Annotated in this window: 21 protein-coding genes and 1 tRNA gene; 7 read left to right on the top strand and 15 right to left on the bottom strand. The window is 64.9% G+C overall.

The window, feature by feature from the left end:
* Positions 1–60: 60 nt before the first annotated feature.
* The 3 genes from AO716_RS06995 to AO716_RS06985 all read right to left on the bottom strand — a co-directional run bounded on the left by AO716_RS06995 (position 61) and on the right by AO716_RS06985 (position 3,081).
* Complete coding sequence (locus tag AO716_RS06995) at positions 61–1,401, bottom strand: PhoH family protein (RefSeq protein ID WP_082413399.1); 1,341 nt, start codon at positions 1,399–1,401, stop codon at positions 61–63.
* A gap of 252 nt (positions 1,402–1,653) precedes the next feature.
* Positions 1,654–2,304, bottom strand: coding sequence for a YoaK family protein (locus AO716_RS06990; protein ID WP_055240242.1), 651 nt, complete (start codon positions 2,302–2,304; stop codon positions 1,654–1,656).
* 15 nt (positions 2,305–2,319) lie between these two features.
* A complete protein-coding gene (locus tag AO716_RS06985) occupies positions 2,320–3,081 on the bottom strand; it encodes an isoprenyl transferase (RefSeq protein ID WP_055240241.1) in 762 nt (253 codons plus the stop codon).
* Positions 3,082–3,238: 157 nt separating this feature from the next.
* On the opposite strand from AO716_RS06985, the gene trhA reads away from it, so the two are divergent.
* Positions 3,239–3,970, top strand: a complete 732-nt coding sequence (trhA, locus tag AO716_RS06980; protein WP_082413398.1) for a PAQR family membrane homeostasis protein TrhA — start codon at positions 3,239–3,241, stop codon at positions 3,968–3,970.
* Here trhA and AO716_RS06975 read toward each other — a convergent pair.
* From AO716_RS06975 to mca, 3 genes are read right to left on the bottom strand one after another with little or no spacing between them, the layout of a single operon-like run.
* Complete coding sequence (locus tag AO716_RS06975) at positions 3,967–6,072, bottom strand: thioredoxin domain-containing protein (protein ID WP_055240240.1); 2,106 nt, start codon at positions 6,070–6,072, stop codon at positions 3,967–3,969. The genes trhA and AO716_RS06975 overlap by 4 nt on opposite strands.
* A gap of 3 nt (positions 6,073–6,075) precedes the next feature.
* The gene (locus AO716_RS06970) at positions 6,076–6,429 is read right to left on the bottom strand and encodes a hypothetical protein (protein ID WP_055240239.1); all 354 of its coding nucleotides are present in this window, start codon (positions 6,427–6,429) and stop codon (positions 6,076–6,078) included.
* A 53-nt stretch (positions 6,430–6,482) separates the two neighbouring features.
* Positions 6,483–7,391 carry a mycothiol conjugate amidase Mca gene (mca, locus tag AO716_RS06965; protein WP_055240238.1) on the bottom strand — a complete coding sequence of 303 codons (909 nt, stop codon included), beginning with the start codon at positions 7,389–7,391 and terminating at the stop codon, positions 6,483–6,485.
* 60 nt (positions 7,392–7,451) lie between these two features.
* Here mca and AO716_RS06960 point away from each other — a divergent pair, with 60 nt between their 5' ends.
* Together AO716_RS06960 and greA are read left to right on the top strand one after the other, a co-directional pair.
* Positions 7,452–7,916 carry a DUF4307 domain-containing protein gene (locus tag AO716_RS06960; RefSeq protein ID WP_235472026.1) on the top strand — a complete coding sequence of 155 codons (465 nt, stop codon included), beginning with the start codon at positions 7,452–7,454 and terminating at the stop codon, positions 7,914–7,916.
* 239 nt (positions 7,917–8,155) lie between these two features.
* Positions 8,156–8,647 carry a transcription elongation factor GreA gene (gene greA, locus AO716_RS06955; protein ID WP_235472025.1) on the top strand — a complete coding sequence of 164 codons (492 nt, stop codon included), beginning with the start codon at positions 8,156–8,158 and terminating at the stop codon, positions 8,645–8,647.
* 17 nt (positions 8,648–8,664) lie between these two features.
* On the opposite strand, the gene AO716_RS06950 is transcribed toward greA, so the two are convergent.
* From AO716_RS06950 to AO716_RS06925, 6 genes are all read right to left on the bottom strand, one after another.
* Positions 8,665–9,261 (bottom strand): rhomboid family intramembrane serine protease, encoded by a 597-nt coding sequence (locus AO716_RS06950; protein ID WP_055240235.1) that lies wholly within the window; start codon positions 9,259–9,261, stop codon positions 8,665–8,667.
* A gap of 3 nt (positions 9,262–9,264) precedes the next feature.
* Positions 9,265–10,506 carry a threonine ammonia-lyase gene (gene ilvA, locus AO716_RS06945; RefSeq protein WP_055240234.1) on the bottom strand — a complete coding sequence of 414 codons (1,242 nt, stop codon included), beginning with the start codon at positions 10,504–10,506 and terminating at the stop codon, positions 9,265–9,267.
* Positions 10,503–11,771: an AI-2E family transporter gene (locus AO716_RS06940; protein WP_082413397.1), complete on the bottom strand. Its 1,269-nt coding sequence runs from the start codon at positions 11,769–11,771 to the stop codon at positions 10,503–10,505. The genes ilvA and AO716_RS06940 overlap by 4 nt, the downstream gene beginning before the upstream one ends.
* 73 nt (positions 11,772–11,844) lie before the next feature.
* Positions 11,845–12,771 carry an aldose 1-epimerase family protein gene (locus AO716_RS06935; RefSeq protein ID WP_055240232.1) on the bottom strand — a complete coding sequence of 309 codons (927 nt, stop codon included), beginning with the start codon at positions 12,769–12,771 and terminating at the stop codon, positions 11,845–11,847.
* A 47-nt stretch (positions 12,772–12,818) separates the two neighbouring features.
* Complete coding sequence (locus AO716_RS06930) at positions 12,819–13,538, bottom strand: GAF and ANTAR domain-containing protein (RefSeq protein WP_055240231.1); 720 nt, start codon at positions 13,536–13,538, stop codon at positions 12,819–12,821.
* A 146-nt stretch (positions 13,539–13,684) separates the two neighbouring features.
* A complete protein-coding gene (locus AO716_RS06925) occupies positions 13,685–14,533 on the bottom strand; it encodes a Bax inhibitor-1/YccA family membrane protein (RefSeq protein WP_055240230.1) in 849 nt (282 codons plus the stop codon).
* A gap of 350 nt (positions 14,534–14,883) precedes the next feature.
* Between AO716_RS06925 and AO716_RS06920 the strand changes: the two genes are divergently transcribed.
* The 4 genes from AO716_RS06920 to AO716_RS06905 all read left to right on the top strand — a co-directional run bounded on the left by AO716_RS06920 (position 14,884) and on the right by AO716_RS06905 (position 19,043).
* Entirely contained in the window at positions 14,884–16,239 is a 1,356-nt protein-coding gene (locus tag AO716_RS06920; protein ID WP_055240229.1) for a branched-chain amino acid ABC transporter permease, read from the top strand.
* A 10-nt stretch (positions 16,240–16,249) separates the two neighbouring features.
* Positions 16,250–17,230, top strand: coding sequence for a branched-chain amino acid ABC transporter permease (locus AO716_RS06915; RefSeq protein WP_055240228.1), 981 nt, complete (start codon positions 16,250–16,252; stop codon positions 17,228–17,230).
* A 125-nt stretch (positions 17,231–17,355) separates the two neighbouring features.
* Positions 17,356–18,300: an ABC transporter ATP-binding protein gene (locus tag AO716_RS06910; RefSeq protein WP_055241947.1), complete on the top strand. Its 945-nt coding sequence runs from the start codon at positions 17,356–17,358 to the stop codon at positions 18,298–18,300.
* Positions 18,297–19,043, top strand: a complete 747-nt coding sequence (locus tag AO716_RS06905) for an ABC transporter ATP-binding protein (RefSeq protein ID WP_055240227.1) — start codon at positions 18,297–18,299, stop codon at positions 19,041–19,043. The genes AO716_RS06910 and AO716_RS06905 overlap by 4 nt, the downstream gene beginning before the upstream one ends.
* A 387-nt stretch (positions 19,044–19,430) precedes the next feature.
* Here AO716_RS06905 and AO716_RS06900 read toward each other — a convergent pair whose 3' ends face one another.
* From AO716_RS06900 to AO716_RS06890, 3 genes are all read right to left on the bottom strand, one after another.
* Complete coding sequence (locus AO716_RS06900) at positions 19,431–20,828, bottom strand: ABC transporter substrate-binding protein (RefSeq protein WP_055240226.1); 1,398 nt, start codon at positions 20,826–20,828, stop codon at positions 19,431–19,433.
* A gap of 190 nt (positions 20,829–21,018) precedes the next feature.
* Positions 21,019–21,091, bottom strand: a tRNA-Leu gene (locus AO716_RS06895).
* Positions 21,092–21,269: 178 nt separating this feature from the next.
* Positions 21,270–22,652 carry an NAD(P)/FAD-dependent oxidoreductase gene (locus AO716_RS06890; protein WP_055240225.1) on the bottom strand — a complete coding sequence of 461 codons (1,383 nt, stop codon included), beginning with the start codon at positions 22,650–22,652 and terminating at the stop codon, positions 21,270–21,272.
* Positions 22,653–22,734 lie beyond the last annotated feature (82 nt).

Genomic DNA, 22,734 nt, shown 5'->3' with positions numbered 1-22,734 from the left:
GCCCTACGGTACGCCACGGGTTGTCCCGGCGTACCGCAGGGCACGGTGCCTGTGGACGAACTAGCCGATCGCGCCCTCTTCCAGGAGATCCGTTACCAGCGCGGCGATTGGGGAGCGTTCGGAGCGTGTGAGCGTCATGTGGCCGAAGAGCGGATGGCCCTTAAGCGTCTCCACAACGGCAGCAATCCCGTCATGCCTGCCCACCCGCAGGTTGTCCCGCTGCGCGACGTCGTGCGTCAGGACAACCTTGGAGTTCTGCCCGATCCGGGAGAGGACCGTAAGAAGCACGTTCTTTTCAAGCGACTGCGCTTCATCCACAATGACGAATGAATCATGCAGTGACCGTCCCCTGATGTGGGTCAGCGGCAGCACCTCGAGCATCCCGCGGTCCAGGACTTCCTCCACGACTTCCTTGGAAACCAGCGCCTCCAGCGTGTCGAACACTGCCTGGCCCCACGGCCCCATCTTGTCCGCTTCGCTGCCGGGAAGGTAGCCCAGCTCCTGGCCGCCGACGGCGTAGAGCGGCCGGAAGACCACCACCTTCCGGTGCTCCCTGCGCTCCAGGACGGCCTCGAGTCCGGCGCACAGGGCCAGGGCGGATTTACCTGTCCCGGCGCGTCCGCCGAGCGAGACAATCCCGACCTCCGGGTCCATCAGCATGTCGATTGCCAGCCGCTGTTCGGCCGAGCGTCCGTGCAGCCCAAAGACATCCCGGTCCCCGCGCACCAGCCGGACCTGTTTGTCCGCACCCAGGCGTCCGAGCGCCGAGGAGCGTCCGGCCAGCAGCACCAGCCCGGTGTTGACCGGCAGTTCGGCCGCTTCAGGAACGAACACGGGCTGGTGGTCGTACAGGGAACTGACGTCGGCGTCGCCCACCTCCAGCTCCACCATCCCGGTCCAGCCCGTGTCCCGGACCAGCTCGTTGCGGTATTCATCGGCGGTCAGCCCCACTGCAGCGGCCTTCACACGCAGGGGCAAATCCTTGGACACCACGGTGATGGTCCGGCCTTCGTCGGCGAGGTTCCGGGCCACTGCGAGGATACGGTTGTCATTCTCGGATCCCCGGATGCCCAGCGGCAGCACCTCGAGCGAAACATGGTTCAGCTCCACCCGCAGTGTCCCGCCGGCATCGCCGATCGGCACCGGCTTATCCAGACCGCCGTGCTGGACCCTCAGGTCGTCGAGCAGGCGCAGGGCCGCCCTGGCGAAGTAGCCCAGCTCCGGGTCACTGCGCTTGCTTTCGAGTTCGCTGATGACCACCAGCGGCAGGATCACTTCATGTTCGGCGAAGCGCAGGATTGCCTTCGGATCGGAGAGCAGGACGGAAGTGTCCAGCACGAACCCCTGAGGTTTCCCGGAGGTACCGGTATGTGCTGGCACGGATTTCTTGGTTACGGCCACTTAGAACTCCAGTCAGGGACCGAAGGCCCCGAATAGCTAGAAGTGTGGTTGTCCGCAGTCCGGCGCGGGGTGCCGGACTGCGGCCTCCCTGCGAGCACACAGTGTGTGAGCATCCGGCCTCCGGTTCCATCAGCATGGGGCTGATCGATACGTACAAGCTACGCCCGAGCCTGCGTTGCAGGACACAGGGACACGACGGTGTTTGGATTGTTCACACACTATTTACGGGCCCGTTCGACGGCGGTGTGCCCTTCAGCCGTTCACATGGCCCGGGTGCCCCCATGAGGCGGCGGCCGCGGACAGCAGCGCGACGATGGCCGGCCCAAGTGCGGCCAGGCCCAGCAGCAGATAGCCGGCACCTCCACAGAGTGAGCCAAGGGTCAGGGCACACCACAGCAGGAGGTACCGGTGCCAGCCGTTACCCCGCTCACCGAACAGCGCTGCCGTGACTTTCTGGCCGAGTTTGACCAGGGTCCCGGTCATGTACGTAATGCCGATTGAAACCTCGCCGCCGCGTTCGAAGACGGCATTGAGCAGCCCCATGGAAGCCGCCAGCGCCGGTGCCAGGACTCCTTCGGCGCCCGGCACAGCCGTGCTGGCCCAGGCAGCGCCCAAAACCGCGCCGGACAGGAGGCAGATGGCTGGGCGCCGGTGCCGGGAAAGGGTGCGGCGCAGTGTGGATGCCGCAACGACGCCGATGAAGAAAGCCGCAATCAGTCCAAAGGCCTGCAGGAAGCCGCTCAGCGAAGCGTCGGCAACCGAGGCCCCTGCCCGCGTTGAATTGCCCGTCATGAAGGAAACGAAGTACCCGCCCAGGTGAAGGAAACCAACTGCGTCCACATAGCCGGCCGTCCAGGCCAGGCCGGAGGCCAGGGCAATTTCCGAGCGGGTGTGCGTCAGCATGGGACTTCGAGCCGGCTAGGATCCGAACCGGCGCTGGCGGCTGGCGTAGTCCCGCAGGGCCCGCAGGAAGTCGACCCGGCGGAAGTCGGGCCACAGGGCCTCGCAGAAATAGAACTCGCTGTAGGCGCTCTGCCACATGAGGAAGCCGGACAGCCGCTGCTCTCCGGACGTTCGAATCACCAGTTCCGGATCCGGCTGGCCCCGGGTGTAGAGGTACTCGGAGATCTGGGCATCGCAGAGTTCGCTGGTGATTTCCTCTATCGCCTTGCCCTGGGCGTGGGCATCGCGCAGGAGTTCCTTCACCGCATCGACAATCTCCCGGCGGCCTCCGTAGCCAATGGCCACGTTTACATGCAGTCCCGTTGCCGACGCCGTTGCCTCACCCAGGCGTGCAAGCTGTCCGGAGAGTTCCGGCGGAAGGATGTCCAGGGCACCGACCGGCTGGACCTGCAGGTCCCCCTTTTCGCCCAGGCGGTCGAGTGTGTTGGCGATGATCCCCAGGAGGGGCTCAAGCTCATCGGGGTCCCGGTTGAGGTTGTCCGTGGACAGCATGTAGAGCGTCACTACGCGGACACCCAGTTCCTCGCACCAGCCCAGGAACTCCAGGATTTTGTCGGCCCCGGCCTGGTGTCCGTCCGAGGTCGGTGCCCCTGCCAGCTTGGCCCAGCGGCGGTTGCCGTCCACCATCACACCGATGTGCTCGGGGATCCGGTCGTTCACCAGGCTGCGCCGCAGCCGGCGTTCGTAATAGGCGTAAACCACACCGGGAAACCGCACGGGTGACTCACCTGCCTTTAATGGAAACGGGGTTCCGCGGAACGCTGGAACTTCTCACCACAAGGCTACCGCGCAGCAGCGCAGCTCCCGTGCAGATCGTTCACCGAGCCGCGCTTACCCGCGGGTAACTTACCGGGTCGTAAGTTAGGATTGCAGCATGAATTCTTCCCGAGTACCGGCACAGCGGGACCCTGAATCCCGCCAGCAGCCGGGGCCGCTGGAATCCGCTGTGGAGACCGCGGCCGACATCCTGGACATCAAGCCCCGCCTGCGCGGCTGGCTCCATGCCGGAGCTGCACCGCTGGCCCTGGCCGCCGGTATAGTCCTGGTGGTCCTGGCCCCAACCACCGGCACCCGGATCGCCTCCGCCGTGTACGCCCTCACCGGAATCCTCCTGTTTGGCGTCTCAGCGGTGTACCACCGCGGCAACTGGAGCCCCAGGGTCAAGACAGTCCTGAAGCGGCTGGACCACACCAACATCATGCTGGTCATCGCCGGTTCCTACACTCCCCTGGCCTGGTCGCTGCTGCCCCGGGACAGGGCGATTGTGCTGCTGGTCATTATCTGGAGCGGTGCCCTGGCAGGAATCGCGTTCCGCCTGCTTTGGCTGCACGCGCCCCGCTGGCTGTATACCCCCGTCTACATCGCCCTGGGCTGCGCGGCTGTTTTCTATATCCCGGAGTTCTGGTCCGTGAACATGCCTGCAGCGGTCCTGGTGATCGCCGGCGGCGTCGCCTACATTGCCGGCGCCGTCATCTACGCGATGAAGCGTCCGAATCCGTCAGTGGACTGGTTTGGCTTCCATGAGATCTTCCATGCCTTCACGCTGGCCGGCTTCACCTGCCACTTCATCGCCATCATGCTGGCCGTACTGTCCGTCCCGGCTTAGTCCGCCTGGCCTGCCGCCAGTTCGGCACGCAGCTCGTCCGCTGTTGCCACCGGGCGGCGGCACACCATCCCGCGGCATACGTAGGCAAGAGCAGGTTCGTCCGTCTCACGGCCCTCAAGCAGCGGAACACCGCCGGCCGGGCCATGGGCGATAACCAGTCCTGGCCCCCCGGCCCCGCGGGCGGCGGCCAGCAGGCGGGCCACAGCCCCCGGGTCCGTTCCCGTGACGGCGAGTTCCCGCGGCCCGTCCAGGATGGACTGCTGGACGGACATGGCCCAGCCAACGGCCTGGGGAATAGCGGGAGCCGCACGCTGGACGTGCGCCACCAGGGCCTCAGCCAGTTCCCGGTGCCGCCCAGGGCCGCCGTAGGACGCTGAAGTCAGCAGCACGCCGGCAAAGAGCGCCGTGCCGCTGGGCACCGCGTCGTCCAGGGGGTTGGCAGCTGACTGCCCGCCCTGGGCCTGCCTGATCTGTTCCGGTTCGAGCGCGGTGTCCGAGAGCCCGTCCGGGCCCAGGAAACGTTCGACGGCGGTGGCTGTGAGCTGCTGTGCGTCCCGGTGCCAGCGTGGATCGCCGGTTGCCGCGTACAGCGCGAAGAGCCCCTCCGCTGCCCCGGCATAGTCCTCCAGCAGTCCCTCGATACCCTGTGCTGCGCCTTCGTTGGAGACCCGGCGGAGGATCCGCCCGTCCCAGTGCACATCCATGAGGTAGCCTGCGGCAGCCTCTGCGGCAGGGAGCATCCAGTCCTCGGGCATTCCGGCGTCGGCCAGGGCAAGCGCCGCGTCGGCCAGCGCAGCGACGGCCAGCCCGTTCCAGCCGGCAACCACTTTCCCGTCCCGTTCCGGTTGCGGCCGGTGGGAACGGACAGCTGCCAGACGGCTTCTCGCGGCTTCCCAGACCGCGGCCTGGGCTTCGTCCGGAACGGATTTGAGCCGCAGGGTGCTGCCCGTCAGACGGTGGGAGGCACCGTCGTCGGCATCAACATCAAGCAGATCCAGCGCCGGCGAACCTGCGCCCAGAATGTCGCTGAGCTCTGCCCGGGTAAAGACGTAGGTTGCCCCTTCTACACGGTGCCCGTCCACCATCGTGTCGGCGTCCAGTGAGGACGCGAAGGCGCCGCCGGGCACGCCCAGCTCATCGGCCATCCACCGGGCGGTTTCCCTCGTGACCCGCAGTGCCAGTGCCTGCAGGTCGCCGTCGGCTTCCTGCCGGGAAAAGTGTGCGTAGACGCGCAGGAGCTGGACGTTGTCGTAGAGCATCTTTTCGAAGTGCGGCACCTGCCAGCGCCTGTCCACCGTGTAACGGGCGAACCCTCCGCCAACCTGGTCATACAGTCCGCCCAGGGCCATCACGGTGAGCGTGCGCCTGGCCAGCGCTGCTGCTGTTTCCGCAGTGGGCGCACCGCTGCGGGCGTGGGCGAGCAGGAACCTCAGCAGCGGGGACGGCGGGAACTTCGGGGCACCGCCAAACCCCCCGTACTCGGTGTCCTCGGCCGCGGCAAGGGCCGTGACGGCAGCCTCGAGTGCTTCCGCGGCGCCGCTCCCTGCACCGGGTGCCGGATGCACCGCGGAGAGGTCCCCGAGCAGGTTCCGGTTGGCGACCTGGTTCGAGGCGAGGTGGGCCGCTATCTGGGCGGCGCTTTGTTCTACCTCGCTGCGCCGGTCCCGCCATGCGGACGCTACCGCCTCCAGCACCTGGCGGAAGGACGGTGTTCCCTGCAGCTGCCGGGGCGGGAAATAGGTGCCGGCAAAGTACGGCCGGCCGTCGGGAAGGGTGAAGACGCTCATGGGCCACCCGCCCTGGCCGGTCAGCGCCTGTGTTGCCGCCATATAGGCGGAGTCGACGTCGGGCCGCTCCTCGCGGTCCACTTTGATGCTGACAAAGTCCCGGTTGAGGATCTGCGCGGTTTCCGGGTCCTCAAAGGACTCATGTGCCATGACATGGCACCAGTGGCAGGCCGCATAGCCCACCGAAACAAAAACGGGAACATCCCGGCGGCGGGCTTCGTCGAATGCCTCGTCGCCAAAGGGCCACCAGTCAACCGGATTTCCGGCATGCTGGCGCAGGTAAGCGGAGGCCTGGTCCTTCAAGCGCTCCGCCATGTCTTATCCCGCCGGGTTGGTGCCGGAGGGCCTGGGCGCCGGGTCGGGAGCCGCCTCGGTTTCGGCAGCGTCAAGCGCTGCATCTTCGGTGGCTTCGTCGGCTGCTTCGTCTCCGTCGCGCCGGATCGGAATGCCAGTGCCCTCGCCGTCGAACTCTCCCGCCATGCGGGAACGGTAACGGACCCGGCGGATCCGCTTCACCATGTCACGGATCAGGAAGACCACGCACAGCGCCAGGAACAGGGTTGCCAGGAAGCCCAGCAGGCCAGGGGTGATGTCACCTTCCTCGAGGCCGGGCTTCAGGTCCCCCTCGATGGGTGAGGTGACAGTCAGGGGCAGGCTGTACAGCAGGTTCACAAAGTTTCTCTCTCTTGGCAGAAGGCGGCGCACTCAGGCGCCGGATCTACCCTCTATCGTATGCCAGCGAAGAGGTCGGTTTCAGGTACCTGCGCCGGTACGCGGGATTCAATCAGCGAATAGTCTTCCCACGGCCAGACCTGGCTCTGCATGTCCGTGCTGACCGCAAAGAAGAAACCTTCAGGATCCACCTGCGTGCGGTGGGCCTTCAGCGCGGCGTCGCGCACCGGGAAGTACCCGCCGCAGTCCACCTGTGTGGTGGTGGGGTGCACCGGTGCGGGAGGCTGGTGGCCTTCGGTGTCCGCTTCAAGCCAGGCTGCCAGCCGCTCGGCGTAGGGCGATTCCAGCCCGGCCTCAATCAACGCCTCGTGCAGGGCGCGGAAGCGTTCCGGATTGAATCCGCGGTCATAGTAGAGCTTCAGCGGCTCCCAGGGGTCCCCGGTGCCGGGGTACTTTTCGGCGTCGCCGGCACTGTGGAACGCCTCCACAGCGACCTTGTGCGCCATGATGTGGTCCGGGTGGGGATAGCCGCCGTTTTCGTCATAGCTGATGATCACGTGCGGGCGGAATTCACGTACCAGCTTCACAAGCGGAGCTGCGGCCGTCTCGAGGGGACGCAGGGCGAAGCAGCCGGCTGGAAGGTCCGGCAGCGGGTCACCTTCGGGCAGGCCGGAGTCCATGAACCCCAGCCAGCGGTGCTCGATGCCCAGGGCGGCCTGGGATGCTGCCATTTCAGTCCGGCGCAGGCCTGCCAGGTCCCGCTTGGCTGCGGGAATGCCTGCGGCCGCAGGGTTGAGCACGTCGCCGCGTTCCCCTCCGGTGCAGGTGGCTACCATCACGCGGACTCCCTCAGCGGCATACTTCGCCATGGTCGCAGCACCCTTGCTGGCCTCGTCGTCGGGGTGGGCATGAACGGCCAGCAGGCGCAGTTCGCCGGGCACGGAACTCGTTTCGGTGGACAACGCGGTTACTCCTGACAGCCGGCGGAAAGCGCCGACGAGAATGTTCGATAAAATGAAACGGTGAGCACTGAGGAGAATACTGCCGGCACACCGGCTCCCGAGCGCCCCGCGGACGGTTTGTCATCCACGACAAGATTAGCCAATCGCTACGGTGCCCCCAAGCCAGGCCTCAGCCGCCGCGCCAAGATCATCCTTGGGTCCCTCGCCGGAGCCGCAGCGGTCGGTGCAGTGGTGTACATGGCCGTCCCGTCCGGAACAGGGACCCTGACTTCGAAGGACGTCGGGTTCACCATCCCGGATGCGACTACCGCCGTCGTCGATTTTAATGTCACCAAACCTGTTGACACCACCGTTGACTGCGCTGTTCAGGTCCTGAACGAAAGCTATGCAGTGGTGGGTTGGAAGACCGTCCGGATTCCTCCGGCGGAGACCCAAACCGTGTCCTTGAGCACCACGGTCCGGACCGACTCTCTTGGGGTCACCGGCGGTGTCAACGCGTGCTGGATCGTTGAGCCGGAGTCCTGATCCTGCCTAGCTGCGCTAAACGCTTGCAGAGAAACCCTGCCGCGCGTCTTGGGTTTGTGCCGGTCCCTGATTAGTATGGAGGCTACGTTACGCCCCGCCCAGGTGATCACCGGATCAAAATCCGAGCCAACCGGTCACCGTCCGGCGGGGTCTTTGCTTGTCAGGCCATCCGGCCCCAGGCAATTTCAGCCAAGCCGAATCTGTGTTCATGAATTCGGATGTCACATAAGGAGAGACCCGTGTCTACCAACAGCGCATCTGTCGCCTGGCTCACGCAAGAGTCTTACGACCGCCTGAAGGCGGAGCTGGAACACCTTTCCGGCCCCGGCCGGAGCGAGATCGTTGCACGAATCGAGCAGGCACGGTCCGAAGGCGACCTGAAGGAGAACGGCGGCTACCACGCGGCCAAGGAGGAACAGGGCAAGGCTGAGGCCCGTATCCGCCAGCTGACGCAGCTGCTCGAAAACGCGCACGTCGGCGAAGCTCCCGCTGATGACGGAGTCGTCGAACCGGGAATGCTCGTGGAAGCCAGGATTGCCGGCGACCTGGAGCGGTTCCTGCTGGGAAGCCGCGAAATCGCCGGGGACAGCGACATTGACGTCTACAGCGAAAAGTCGCCCCTGGGCTCGGCCATCTCCGGTCTGCGTGCAGGTGAATCCACCTCGTACACGGCTCCGAACGGCAAGAGCATCTCCGTTGAGATCGTTTCAGCCACCCCGTACGCCGGGTAACCAGCCATAAGTGTGGTTTAGGAGCGGGTCCGCCTGATGGCGGGCCCGCTCCTGTTTTCCGGGCCGTTTCCGCGGCGGCGCAGCAGGATCGCTGCGGCCACTCCGCCGGCGGCGCCGAACAGGTGGGACTGCCAGGACACGCCCGCTGCGGTGGGCAGGACGCCCCAGAGCAGGGAGCCGTAGATCAGGAACAGCACGCCGCCCAGAAGGATCTGCATCAGGTCCCGGTTGTAGAAGCCGCGGACCATCAGGTAGGCGAACAGCCCAAACACGACGCCGGATACGCCGATGGTCAGTCCCCCGCCAAAAATCCACACGCCGATGCCGGAGGCAAGCCAGCAGATCGCCAGCACAGCGGCGAACCGCCGCAGGCCTTCGAGCAGCACCAGGAATGCGAACGCCAGCAGCGGCAGCGAGTTGCTGATCAGGTGGCCGGTTCCGGCGTGCAGGAGCGGGGCAAACGCAATTCCGTCCAGTCCCTGCAGCTGGCGCGGAATAATGCCCAGGCCGGGAAGCAGCGTGGCCTGGAACGGCAGGGTCAGGAAGTAGATGATCCACAGGCAGGCGGTGAAGCCGGCCGCAACAACCAGTGCGCTCTTTGCCCGCTGCCTCATGGCTTATCCGTGCAGGACTACGGGGTGGAAGCCTTCGGCACGGAGGTTCTGCAGCACCTTTTCACAGTGATCGTGCCCCTTGGTCTCCATGTTGATGGTGATGGCAACATCTCCCATGCTGATCGATCCTCCAACCCTGGTGTGGTCCACCCCGGTGACGTTGGCATCCGATTCGGCGATGATCCGCGAAATCGTGGCCAGCGAGCCCGGACGGTCATCCAGCAGCATCCGCACTACCAGGTAGCGCCCTGCGGCTGCGAGGCCGCGCTGGATTACCTTCAGCATAAGCATCGGGTCGATGTTTCCGCCCGAGAGGATCACTGCAGTGTTGCCCGGGTTCTCGATTTTCCCGTCCAGCAGTGCCGCCACGCCCACCGCACCGGCGGGTTCGACCACAAGCTTGGCCCGTTCCAGCAGGAAAATCAGTGCCCGTGCCAGCGAGTCTTCGCTGACCGTGACAACGTCGTCCACCAGTTCCTTGATGATGGAGAACGGCAGCTGGCCCGGCCGGCCGACGGCAATGCCGTCAGCAATCGTGGAGACCTTGCTCAGCGGCACCAGGGCGTCAGCAGCAAGGGAGGGCGGGTAGGCTGCGGCGTTCTCGGCCTGGACGCCAATGATGCGCACTTCCCGGCCCAGCTCCCTGGCACGTTCCTTGATGGCGACGGCGACGCCGGCGAGCAGGCCTCCCCCGCCCACGCCCATCAGCACGGTGTCCAGCTCCGGGATCTGGTCCAGCAGTTCCAGGCCAAGCGTTCCCTGCCCGGCGACGATGTCCACATTGTCAAAGGGGTGGACAAAGACGGCACCGGTTTCATCCGCGAAGCGCTGCGCCTCCGCCAGGGCCTCATCCACGTTGTGGCCGTGGAGAACCACTTCCGCGCCGTGGCCCTGGGTGGCGGCCAGCTTGGGCAGTGCCACACCCAGGGGCATGAAGATCCGGGCCTTGATTCCCAGCCGGGCAGCCGCGACGGCCACGCCCTGGGCATGGTTTCCAGCCGAAGCCGCCACTACGCCGCGGGCCTTCTGCTCCTCGCTCAGTTTGGCCATCCGCACGTAGGCGCCCCGGACCTTGAAGGAACCGGCCCGCTGCAGGTTCTCGCACTTGAGGTAGACGTTGGACCCGGTGAGCCGGCCCAGTGCCCTGGACTGCTCAATGGGAGTGTGTGCAATTACCCCGTCCAGCAGCTTCGCAGCTGCCTGGATGTCGTCAAGGGTTACTGGCAGGTGGGGCAGATCGGTCAACGTAGGTTCTCTTCTGTGGTGTCGGTGTCGCCGTCCGGGCCTGCGCCCGTACGGATGGTTTCAAGGTCTTCGGCATCGTCCCCGTCATCCGGGTCCGGCGGCGGGGCGCCCGGCGGACCGAACTCGCTGTCCCGGCTGAGCATCGGGTCCTGTTCCCATTTCCTTCCGGCTATATACCGGACGGTCGCGTTCAGGATTGCCATCAGCGGAACAGCGAACAGTGCCCCGGCAATACCTGCCACCAGGGTGCCGCCGGTGACGCCCAGGATCACCGCGAGTGGATGCAGGGAGACGGCCTTGCCCATGATGAGGGGCTGGAGAATGTGGGATTCGATCTGCTGGACCGCCAGGACGATTCCGAGCATGACGACGGCGTTGATCCAGCCGTTGGCGACAAGCGCCAGCAGCACCGCGATCCCGCCCGTGACAAAGGCGCCAATGAGCGGAATGAAGGAGCCCAGGAACACCAGGACGGAGAGCGGCAGGGCCAGCGGCACACCGATGATCGCAGCGCCGCCGCCGATACCGACGGCGTCGATGAAGGCCACCACCAGCTGCACCCGGACGTAGTTGGTCATGGACTCCCAGCCGCGGATGCCGGCGCCAAAGGCTGCGGCCCGGGCACGCTGGGGCATCAGCCCTACGGTGAAGCGCCAGATCCTGCGCCCATCGAGCAGGAAAAAGACCAGGGCGAACAGTGCCAGCAGGACGCCCGCGGCGAAATGCCCGGCGCTGGTGCCAACGCTGACTGCGCCGGAGAGGATGCTGGCGGAATTGTTCTGAAGCGCGGAGGTGGCTTCGTTGAGGAGGCTGTCGATCTGGGTGGAGGTCACCCGGAGCGGGCCGTCAGCCAGCCAGCCCTGGACCTGGTCGAAGCCGCTGATGACCTCGTCCCACAGGTCGCGGAAGCCCAGTGCAAGCTGTCTGCCGACCAGGGTCAGTGCAGCGACAATCAGGCCGAGGAAAGAGACGATTGTGACGGCGACGGCCAGTCCGGACGGCACCTTGTTCCGGCGGAGCCAGGAGCTGACCGGAGCGAGCAGCCCGGCCAGCAGGGCAGCGACCATCAGCGGAATGATCAGCAGGGAGAAGTGTCCCAGCAGCCACACCAGTCCGCCGCCGACCACCAGGACGATTCCCAGCCGCCAGGCCCAGGAGGCGCTCACCCTCAGGGCATAGGGAACGTCATCGCCGGCCCGGCTGGATCGTACCGCAGCTGCCTGCATCGCTTTGGGCGCGGCGACCTTACGGGCATGTGGTCTCATGGCCTCATCTTTCCATATTCTGCTGGTCGTTCCCTGACCTTTACGCCGCTCGGTAACCTGCCGGCCAAGGACATTAGAGGTCCGCGAGGATGCCCCATTCGGCGCCGAACTTCCCGCCCGGTTCGAGCCAGCGAAGCCCTTCCCCTGAATTGAAGCAGTCCGCCGGCGCGGTCATGGGTTCAAGGGCCACGGCACAGCTCCGGCCGGGGAACTTGTCAGTGACGAAGACGTGCACATATTCGAAGCCGGGCTCCGCCCAAAGCTGCACGCTGCGGCCGTCTGCCGCCGTGAGGACGTGCCGGTAGGCACCGTCCCGCACAGTGAGGCCGGTAAAGGCTGCATCCAGGTCCAGTCCGCCCACCCGTTTCCCGGAACTCAGGTCGTCAGCGCCTTCAGCGGGCACGCGTCCGTTCGGAATCATTGCCCCATCCGTAGTCAGCTTCTCCGCGGCGTCGACCCGGAGGACCAGGTCCTCGCTGGGCACCTCGCCGAGGCGAAGGAACGGGTGTGCTCCGAGCGCGAAGGGTGCCCTTCGGGCGGAGAGGTTGGCCAGTTCCTGGCGCACCCGCAGTCCGCCGTCATTGTCCAGGCTGTAACGGACCTCGTGCACAAGGTGGAAGGGATAGCCGTGCTGCGGAAAAATCTCCGCTGCCAGGGTTACCGAGGCCGCAGAGCTTTCCCGCGCGGTATACCCGGTGTTCCTCAGCAGCCCGTGGATGGCATTGCCTAGCTGGGGCTCGGTGATATCGAGCTGCTGTTTGGTGCCGTCCAGGGTCCACTGCCCGCCGGCAATCCGGTTTGCCCACGGTGCCAGCAGAATGCCCGAAGCCGACGGCGGGATACTGCTGTCAGGGTAGGTCTCAACGAGTTCGGTCCCGCCCACCGTGTAGCTGCGCAGGGCTCCACCCAGCGAAGCGATGACGGCGGAAGAGTTCCCACGTGAGAGGCGGTATTGCCGCCCGGTTGCCGGCATGGCCGCGTCCTTGGTCCCAGAAGTCATCCTCTAAGCGTAGACCCGGGATGCCTCCGGCTGGGCGGCCGCCGCTGTCATTCCTCGAAGTGTGTACTGACCCGGTCGCTGACCGCGGCTACCACTCCGGCTGCGACCGTCCGGATCTTGATGTTCCGCGTGTTGGAGACACTGCGGAGGATCTCTACGGCCGCCTCCTGGCTGCAGCTGTTCTGCGCCATGATGATCCCCACCGCTATGTCCACCACTGTCCGGGATTCAAGTGCCGCCTGCAGGTTGTGTGCCCGGTTCATGTGGTTGTCTATCCGAAGGGCCAGGCGCAGCGTGCGGGACGCTTCCGCCGCTGTCCGCTCCACCAGCCGCAGTACCCGGGGCTGGAACAGATGCGGCCTTGGCGAGAAGGCGCACAGCGCTCCGCGTGCCGTCCCCTCCAGGCTCAGCGGCACGGACGCAAGGGACCGGATACCTTCCGCTGCGGCGGCGCCCGGGAAACCATGCCAGCGCCGCTCGTTCCAGGCATCCGTTACCACCACGGATTCTCCGCCGGAGAGGCCAACGGCACCGGGTCCCTCCGGGGCGAAGACAGCCTTTGCCATTCGGGCAGTGCGGGCATCACTGTGGGCCTCGGCACGGGTCCGCCTGGGACGGTCAATGAGGATCGAACAGCCCAGCACCTGGCTCGCGCCAAGGAGGGTGACCGCCACTACGGCCAGCTCGGACAAATACGGCTGCAGTTCCTCCGCGCCCAGTAAAAGGTCCTGGAAGACGGCAGCTGGCTCGGGATGTACCTCGGTCACAATTCCCCCTAGATCTGTGAAAGCACGATGCTACGGGTGGTCCGTGAATGGCATAAGGGGGCACGGCTTAAAGAACGGCGGGACCGCAGCTTCGCAGCTGCGGTCCCGCCTGTGGCTACGGGCCCGGGGCCCATGCCGTTTTGTCCCTAGTCGTCGCCGCGCAGGATGGCGAGGATACGGATGATTTCCACGTAGAGCCAGACCAGCGTTACGGTCAGGCCGAAGGCTGCAGTCCAGGAGTAACGCTGCGGCGCACCGGCCTTGACGCCCTGCTCGATGGAGGTGAAGTCCATGATCAGGGAGAAGGCCGCGAGGCCGACTGCCAGGAGGCCAATGATGACGCCCAGCGGGATACCGGCGATTTGGAAGCCCCGCACGCCCCACGGATCGTCAACGACACCGAAGAGCATGAGGCCCACGTTCACCAGGGAAAAGACCGCGTAGCCGATCAGGGCGATCATGAAGAAGCGCATCGCCTTCGGCGTGGCACGTACCTTGCCGCTCTTGAACAGGAGCAGGGTCACGGCGAACACAGAGAGCGTGCCCACTACGGCCTGCAGGCCGATGCCCGGGTACAGCGCATCCAGGATCTGGGTCAGTGCGCCGAGGAACATGCCTTCGAGCACCGCGTATCCCAGGATGAGCGCCGGAACCGGCTCGCGCTTGAACGAGTTGACGAGGCCCAGGACGAAGCCGCCGAGCGCGCCCACGATCATGAGCAGGCCGGCCGCGCCGGGAAGCACGAACACGGGGATCGCAGCACCGAGGAGGACAACTGCCAGGCAGCCAAGGGTCTTCATGATGACGTCGTCATACGTCATCCGTCCGGTCTCGCGCGGGCCGGCCGCCGGTGCTGAGTAGAGGTTCTGCAGATCCTGCGGGCTCATTGGATCCTGACCCGCAAAGGGGCCGCCTGCAGGAACGGTGGGCGCTCCGCCGCGGGTCTGGGAACGGAAATTCTTTCCGTTGAAAACCGGGTTGCCGCCTAGTGCCATGAAAGTGTCCTCCGTCTTGGGGGGCTTGGTTTAAAGTTCAGCCTACCAATGGGAACGTTCGGGCGGGGCGGATGATTCCGCTCGGGCCCATGGGTTTGGTAACGGTTTGGTACCCAGGGGGCCCAAATCCGCCTCCGGACTTCCATAATGAAGCACCCGGCGGAGTCGTTACCTGATCGCGACACAACCTCGCACATTGTGTCACCCCACCGAAACAAACGCCGGGTAGCATGATCACCATTCGTGACGGACATCACAAGGTCACATATAAAATGCGCCGACACCCGGCGCATATATACCCCCGGCGGAGGTAATTCACTTTGGGAAGAATATCGGCACTCGCCCGGTATATGGGGATGCTCGTGGCGGTGGCTGGCATATTTGCCGGCCTGCTGCTTGCCGCCCCAGCCGTGCATGCAACGACAGCTCCACCCCCGGCGTCGGAATCCCCGGCACCGGAGAGCAGTACCGAAGCAACAGCGCAGGACTCCGGCAGTGCAGGAGAGGGCGAAGTGACCGACGGCGCGGAGTACCAGGACCGAATCAGCGGCGTCCTGCGGAACGCCGGCTCCCCGGTTTCGGGCGTGAGAATCAAGGCGAGCGCCAACGGCTACGAAGCCGAAACGGAAACCGCCGAGAACGGATCCTGGTCCATCGGAGTTCCCGAGCAGGGCGCTTATGAGGTTGAGCTGGATGAGTCCTCCCTGCCCGAAGGCGTAGCCCTGGCCGAGGGCCAGCAGAACCCGCGCACCGTGACTTTCGCCGGAACCTCGAACATCACCACTCTCTTTCTCCTGGGTGAAGGCATTGTGCTCCAGGGGGACAGCTTCGGCACCAAGCTCATCGAACGTGCCGTTGCAGGCCTGAGCTTCGGGCTGCTGCTGGCGCTCAGCGCCGTCGGGCTTTCCCTGATCTTCGGCACCACGGGGCTGACCAACTTCGCCCACGGTGAGATGGTCACCTTCGGAGCCGTGCTGGCCTTTGGTTTCGCCTCGCTGGGCCTGCCCCTGTGGCTGGCACTGATACTGGCGGTGGTCGGCGGCGCCGGCCTTGGCTATGTGCAGGACGCGGGGCTTTGGAAACCGCTGCGGATGCGTGGAACCGGACTGGTCCCCATGATGATCGTGAGCATCGGCCTGGCACTTGCCCTCCGCTACACCATCCTCTTCTTCTTCGGCGGGGCAACGCAGCAGCTCCCTAACTCGCAGAGTCCCATGCTGGAGCTGGGACCTATCTCGATCTCGCGGAACAACCTGGTATCCCTGGCAGTTTCGCTGGTCGTCATCCTGATCGTGGCTGCCCTCCTGCTGCGGACCCGGATCGGCAAGGCCACCCGCGCAGTCGCGGACAATCCGCCGCTGGCAGCGGCCTCGGGCATCGATGTCGACCGCGTGATCCGCATTGTCTGGATGGCTGGCGGCGCACTGGCCGCCCTGGGCGGCATCCTGTGGGCGTACTACAGGCCGGGTGTCTCCTTCAACATGGGCCAGCAGATTCTCCTGCTGATCTTCGCCTCCGTGACCCTGGGCGGACTCGGCACGGTCTTCGGTGCCTTGATCGGCTCAATCATTGTGGGACTCTTCGTGGAAATCTCCACGCTCTGGCTCGAGGCGGACCTGAAGTACGTCGGCGCGCTGCTCATCATGATTCTCGTCCTCCTGGTTCGGCCGCAGGGTATCCTCGGCCGCCGAGAGCGCATAGGTTAGGGGCCTCGACATGGACTTTGGAAACATCCTGCTGGGTGCAGTCAACGAATTCTTCACACCCACTACTGCGGCCTATGCACTGGCAGCCCTCGGGCTCGCCGTGCACTTCGGCTACACCGGCCTGTTGAACTTCGGCCAGGCCGGCTTCATGGCGATCGGAGCCTACGGCTTCGCCATACCTACGCTGAGCTTCAACGCTCCGCTGCCGGTGGCGCTGCTGATTGCAATGCTCGCCTCCGTGGCCTTCGCTGTGATTCTCGGGCTGCCAACCCTCCGCCTCAGGGCGGACTACCTGGCAATCGTCACGATCGCCGCGGCGGAAATCGTCCGGTACATCGTCACCACCAACGGCCTCACCGAGGTAACCGGTTCAGCAAACGGCCTGGCTGCCTTCGAAGGCGGGTTCTATTCGCTCAACCCGTTCGCACCCGGGGTCTACAATCTGGGCCCGTTTAGCCTTAACGAACGCGACCTGTGGATCCGCGTGGTCGCGTGGACCGTCGTCGCGCTGGCCTGTGTGGTCATCTGGCTGCTGGTCCGCAGCCCCTGGGGCCGTGTGGTCAAGGGCATCCGCGAGGATGAGAACGCGGTGCGGTCCCTCGGCAAGAACGTCTATGCCTACAAGATGCAGGCACTGATCATCGGCGGCATGCTTGGTTCGCTGGCCGGCATCATCTTCACCCTCCCCCGCGGAGCGGTGCAGCCGGCCAACTACGGCACCGAGCTGACGTTCTTCCTGTACACGGCGCTGCTGCTGGGCGGTATGTCCACTGTGCTTGGCCCGGTGATCGGCGCCATGATCTTCTGGGCAGTTCTCTCCCTGACCCAGGGCCTGCTCTACGGGGCCATTGAATCCGGAGCCATCACGTTCCTGAACACTACCCAGGCCGGGCAGCTGCGCTACATCCTTGTTGGTGTGGCACTGATGCTGCTGATGATCTTCCGGCCGCAGGGCGTGCTGGGCAATAAGAAGGAGCTGTCATTCGCATGAGCCATCAAGCACAAAGCCCGCAGCCGGGGCGCCGGCCCGGAGCCCACGCTGCTGAACCGGCACCGGAAACAGCTGTTGAGAGCGTTCCTTCCAGCCACGAAGAGAGCTGGGCCGCGAACAAGTACATGACCGACGACCGGCCGATTGCAGCAGATACGGCTGCTCCCGGCTGCAGGAAACGGGATCCAATCCTGATCGCCTCCAATGTGACGCGCACCTACGGCGGAATCAACGCCGTCGACGTCGAGCATGTGGAGATCCCGCGCAACAAGATCACAGCGCTCATCGGCCCGAACGGTGCCGGCAAGACCACGCTGTTCAATCTCCTCACGGGCTTCGATACTCCGCAGTCCGGAGAATGGAGGTTCGAAGACCGTGACCTGGCAGGCGTTTCTGCCTACAAGGTGGCTCGTCTGGGCATGGTCCGGACGTTCCAGCTCACCAAGGTAATGGGCAAGCTGACGGTACTGGAGAACATGCGGCTGGGTGCCAATGAGCAGCCGGGTGAAGCGCTGCGGCGGGCACTGTTCCGTCCGCTGTGGAAGAAGCGTGAAAACGAAATTACTGAACAGGCCGATGCCCTTCTGGCCAAGTTCAAGCTGGATACCAAGCGCAGTGACTACGCGGCGTCGCTTTCCGGCGGCCAGCGCAAGCTCCTGGAAATGGCCCGGGCACTGATGGTCAATCCGAAGCTGGTCATGCTCGACGAACCGATGGCTGGCGTCAACCCCGCGCTGACCCAGTCCCTGCTGGACCACATCAAGAACCTGAAGGCCGAGGGCATGACCGTCCTGTTCGTGGAACACGACATGCATATGGTGCGGCACATCGCCGACTGGGTGATCGTGATGGCCGAGGGCAAGGTTGTGGCCGAAGGTCCCCCGGGCGAGGTGATGAAGGACCAGGCGGTGATCGATGCGTACCTTGGTGCCCACCACGACGTCGATCTCGGCGACTCCGAGGGCTTCGAGAAGCTCGAGGCGGTTCTGGAGAAGGATCCGGAATCAGATATTCAGGGCGGCGAGAGCCTTGCCCCCGTGATCATCGAAGAACGTAAGGACACGGCATGACCGCTGAGAATTTTGAGGGCGACTCGGTCGTCAAGGTCACCGATCTGGTGGCCGGCTACATCCCCGGCGTGAACATCCTCAACGGCTGTTCGATTGAGGCCCGCCGGGGCGAACTGATCGGCATCATCGGTCCCAACGGCGCGGGCAAGTCAACGCTGCTCAAGGCCATGTTCGGGCTGGTCAAGGTCCATTCCGGCACCGTCATGGTGCGCGGCCAGGACCTTACCGGCCTGAAGGCCAACAAGCTGGTGACCCGTGGCGTGGGATTCGTTCCGCAGAACAACAACGTGTTCTCCACGCTCACCATTGAAGAGAACCTGCAGATGGGGCTCTACCAGCAGCCAAAGCACTTCAAGGAACGCTTCGAGTTCGTGGCGGACCTCTTTCCGGAGCTCAAGAAGCGCCGCAGCCAGCGCGCAGGTTCCCTGTCCGGCGGTGAGCGCCAGATGGTGGCCATGGGCCGGGCCCTGATGATGGAACCGGCTGTGCTGCTGCTGGATGAGCCTTCGGCAGGCCTCTCCCCCGTGAAGCAGGACGAGACCTTCCTGCGCGTCCATGAGATCAACCGGGCGGGTGTCTCGGTGATCATGGTGGAGCAGAACGCCCGCCGCTGCCTGCAGATCTGCGACCGCGCCTACGTCCTGGACCAGGGCAAGGACGCGTACACCGGGACCGGGCGTGAGCTGATGAAGGATCCCAAGGTCATCCAGCTGTACCTGGGCACACTCGCCGATACGGCGTAACTGTCCCGGGGCTTCCCCGCGCTGGCCGAACAGGTGCCGTCCGGATTCCGATCCGGACGGCACTGGCTTTTAAGCGGCGGGCGGCAGTTTCTAAGCGCCGAGCGACGGCGCCGCCTGTCACCGGCCGGCGCCGTTTAGCGGTGTGCTCGAAGGGGTCCGTGCAGGGACACCCGGCTGCGCCCCCGCACCCGTAGAGCGCCCCGCACCCGTAAGGCGCCCCGCGCACGCGGGAACGATAATCCATGTGCTCGGGGCTCAGCGATGCAGCAGGGACTCGTCAGCCGGGCCCGGGTTCTGCAGCCGCAGGCAGTCCGATGCCCTGGCAACACCAAAGGGCCCCTGCCATGGCGGGGGCCCTTCGAGTGGTGCGGTGGTGATGAGGAGCGGTTAGAGCTTGCCCACCTCGGAGCGGCTCGGAACCGGCTTGTTGTCGGCGTCGAACTGGTAGATACCGATGAAGGCTTCGGTCGGGTCACCGTTTTCATCAAAGGTGATCGGTCCGGAGTAGCCGTCGTAGTCGATGTCTCCGCCTTCACGCAGGATGGTCACGCAGCCTGCGTAGTCGAAGCACTTCTCGCCGTCGCTGGAGACTCCCTGCAGTTCCGCGGCCATTGCTGCGCCGTCGGTGCTGCCGGCTGCCTCAGCGGCCAGGGCCAGCAAGGTCACTGCATCGTAGCTTTCACCGGCGTAGGCCCAGTCCTTCAGGGCCGGGTCGATTTCCAGCAGCGCGTTCTTGAAGTTCTCCGAAGCGAACGGACCGGGGATTGTTCCCTGGGCGCCTTCGAGTGTTCCGGCTTCAAGATCGCCGCTGTAGTCGGAGGTGTTGCCGTCAACGAAGAAGATCTGCGACGGGTCAACGCCCTTGCCGGTCAGCAGCGGTGCGATGCTCTTGGCCTGGTCGAAGCTGATCACCACAATGGCATCCGGGTTGGCGCTGGTAACGGCGTCGACCTGGCTGCTGAACTGGGAATCGCCTTCGTTGAACATCGGCTCAGCAACAACCTGGCCGCCCGCGGCCTCTACGGAGCTCTTGATGTTCTGCTGCAGGCCGGTGCCGTAGGCGTCGTTAAGGACGATCATGCCGACGGTCTGGGCACCGCACTCCATGATGTAGTTGCCCAGGGTGCGGCCCTGGAGTACATCGGAGGGAGCAGTACGCCAGTAGAGTCCGTTGTCGTCCCAGTCAGTGAAGTCCGGGGACGTGTTGGCCGGGGAGAACTGAATCACGCCGGCGCCGGTGATCTGGTTGATGACCGTCTTGGAGACACCCGAGGAAGCGGCACCGATGACGGCGCTGACGTCCTGTCCGAGCAGGTCCGTCACGGACTGCGTGGCGATGTCGGTGGTGGTGTCTCCGGAGTCCCGGTGGACAATCTCAATGGGCTGTCCCAGGACGCCGCCGGCGTCGTTGACTTCCTGCGCGGCCAGATCCACGCCGGCAATTTCCGGCGGGCCGAGGAAGGCAAGTGCGCCGGTGGTCGGCAGCAGGGTGCCGAGCTTGAGCGGGGCGTCCGTGGTTCCGGTGGAGGCCGGAACCGCTGAGGCGTCGCCCTTCTCTCCGGGGTCCTCGCCTGTGCCGCCTTGGCTGGGCGGGCAGGCCAGGACCGAACTGTTAGCTGCGGGCGAAGAAGAATCCTCGGACGGTGAGGAGTCGGTTCCGGAGTCGCCGCCGCTGGCGCAGGCTGAAGCGAAGAGGGCTATGCCCACGCCCAGTGCTGCCATCTTTGCTGCGCGGCCGTACCCGTCCCCGAGGCCAAGCGGCCCGGTCTTGCGAAGTGCAGTCATGTAGTTTTTCTCCCCGATCGAAAGGCGGGTGCCTTTGATGCTGTTATCAGGTGTTCCTGATTAGAAGAAAAGCTAGTTGAATAATGTGTCGAAGATAAGAGGTTCCGGTTACAGCCTTGTAACACTCGTCACACCTCTGTGACCAGTGTTGCAGGATGCGCAGAAGCATGCTTTCGAACCGCTCACTTTGTACCCCAGGTGGGACTCGAACCCACAACACACAGATTTTAAGTCCGCTGCCTCTGCCATTGGGCTACTGGGGCCCGCGCACACCAACGACGGCGGCAAGCCGGGTTCGAAGCGCATAGACCAGCCTACTTGAGCGGCGCACAAGCACAGAAACTGCCCAGCGCCCAGCCCGTCAAAGAGCCTGCTTAAACCGCCAGCGGCGGCCGCCGGAGATATCCGGTCGGCCGCCGCTGTATGGCAGTTTCGCTGGTGTTACTTTGCAGCAGGCTTCTTGGCCGGCGTTGCAGCCTCCACGAATGCCTGGCGCGGGTTCTTCAGGTGCAGCAGCTGCGTGAAGTCGCGGCCGAACCAGAAGTTGGCAGCCCAACCGGAGACCACGCGGAATTTGCGCTCGAACATCGGCATGGCCATGCCGTGGTAGCCGCGGTGGGCCAGCCAGGCCGGAAGGCCCTTCATGCCGAAGCCCATGATGTTCGCAACACCCTTGTACTGGCCCATACCGGCAACTGCACCGAGGTTCTTGTGGCGGTATTCCTCCACCTGGCCGATGCCGTAGCGGTCAGCGAGCAGGTTCTTGGCGAGGCGCTTGGCCTGGCGGACAGCGTGCTGTGCGTTCGGAACGCAGAACCCGCCGACGCCGCCGCCGGTGAGGTCGGGAACAGCAGACACGTCGCCGGCAGCCCAGGCACCTTCGAGGGGGCCGTCGTCGCCGGTGATCCGCAGTTCGGCGTTGGCGCGGACACGGCCGCGGTCGTCGATCGGGAAGTCGGTGGCACGGACCATGGGGTTGGCCTGCACACCGGCAGTCCAGATGAGCGTGTCAGCTTCGAATTCGCCGGCCGGGGACTTGTCAGCCATGTTGATCAGCTTCAGCAGGCCGCCTTCGGCGCTGGCCAGCGAGGTGTTCAGCAGGACTTCAATGCCGCGCTCACGCATGGAGGAGACAACCCACTCGGCCTGGTCCGGCTTAACCTCGGGCATAACGCGGCCCATGGCTTCGATCATGACGAAGCGCAGGTCTTCCCGCTTCAGGCGGTTGTTCTCGCGCACGGCGCCGCGGGCCATGTCTTCGATTTCGGTGATGGTCTCGATGCCGGCGAAGCCGCCGCCGACGACGACGAAGGTCAGTGCGCGGGCACGTGCAGCCTGGTCGGTCATCAGGGAAGCTGTCTCGATGCGCTCGAGTACCTTGTTCCGCATTTCAACGGCTTCTTCAATGGTCTTCATGCCGATGCCGACCTCTGCGAGGCCCGGGATCGGGAAGGTGCGGGTAACCGAACCGGCGGACACGACGACGTCGCGGTAGCTCAGTTCGAAGGGGGCGCCGCCGTCTGCGGGCTCCACCGTTGCGGTGTGCGTAGCGTGGTTGATGCCCACTACCTTGCCGGAGATCAGCTCGGTGTCCTTCAGGTGCATCCGGTGTGAAACAACGGCGTTGCGCGCGTTGATGGTTCCGGCTGCGACCTCGGGGAGGAAGGGCTGGTAGGTCATGTACGGCAGCGGATCCACCACCGTAACGATCCCGCCGTTGGCCTTAACCTGCTTTTGGAGGTTCTTGGCTACGTACAGACCGACGTAGCCACCGCCAACCACCAGAACGCGGGGACGATCAGAGAATTGTGTTTGCGATGCCATAGGCAACATCGTACCTGACTTGTGAAAGTCTTCACTAAGTCACGCAATCTAAATGTCTTTGATTTCACGGCCGAGGTTGACG

Source organism: Arthrobacter sp. Edens01 (assembly GCF_001307035.1).
Taxonomy (GTDB): Bacteria; Actinomycetota; Actinomycetes; order Actinomycetales; family Micrococcaceae; genus Arthrobacter_B.
This window is presented reverse-complemented; position numbering and strand designations above follow the sequence as displayed.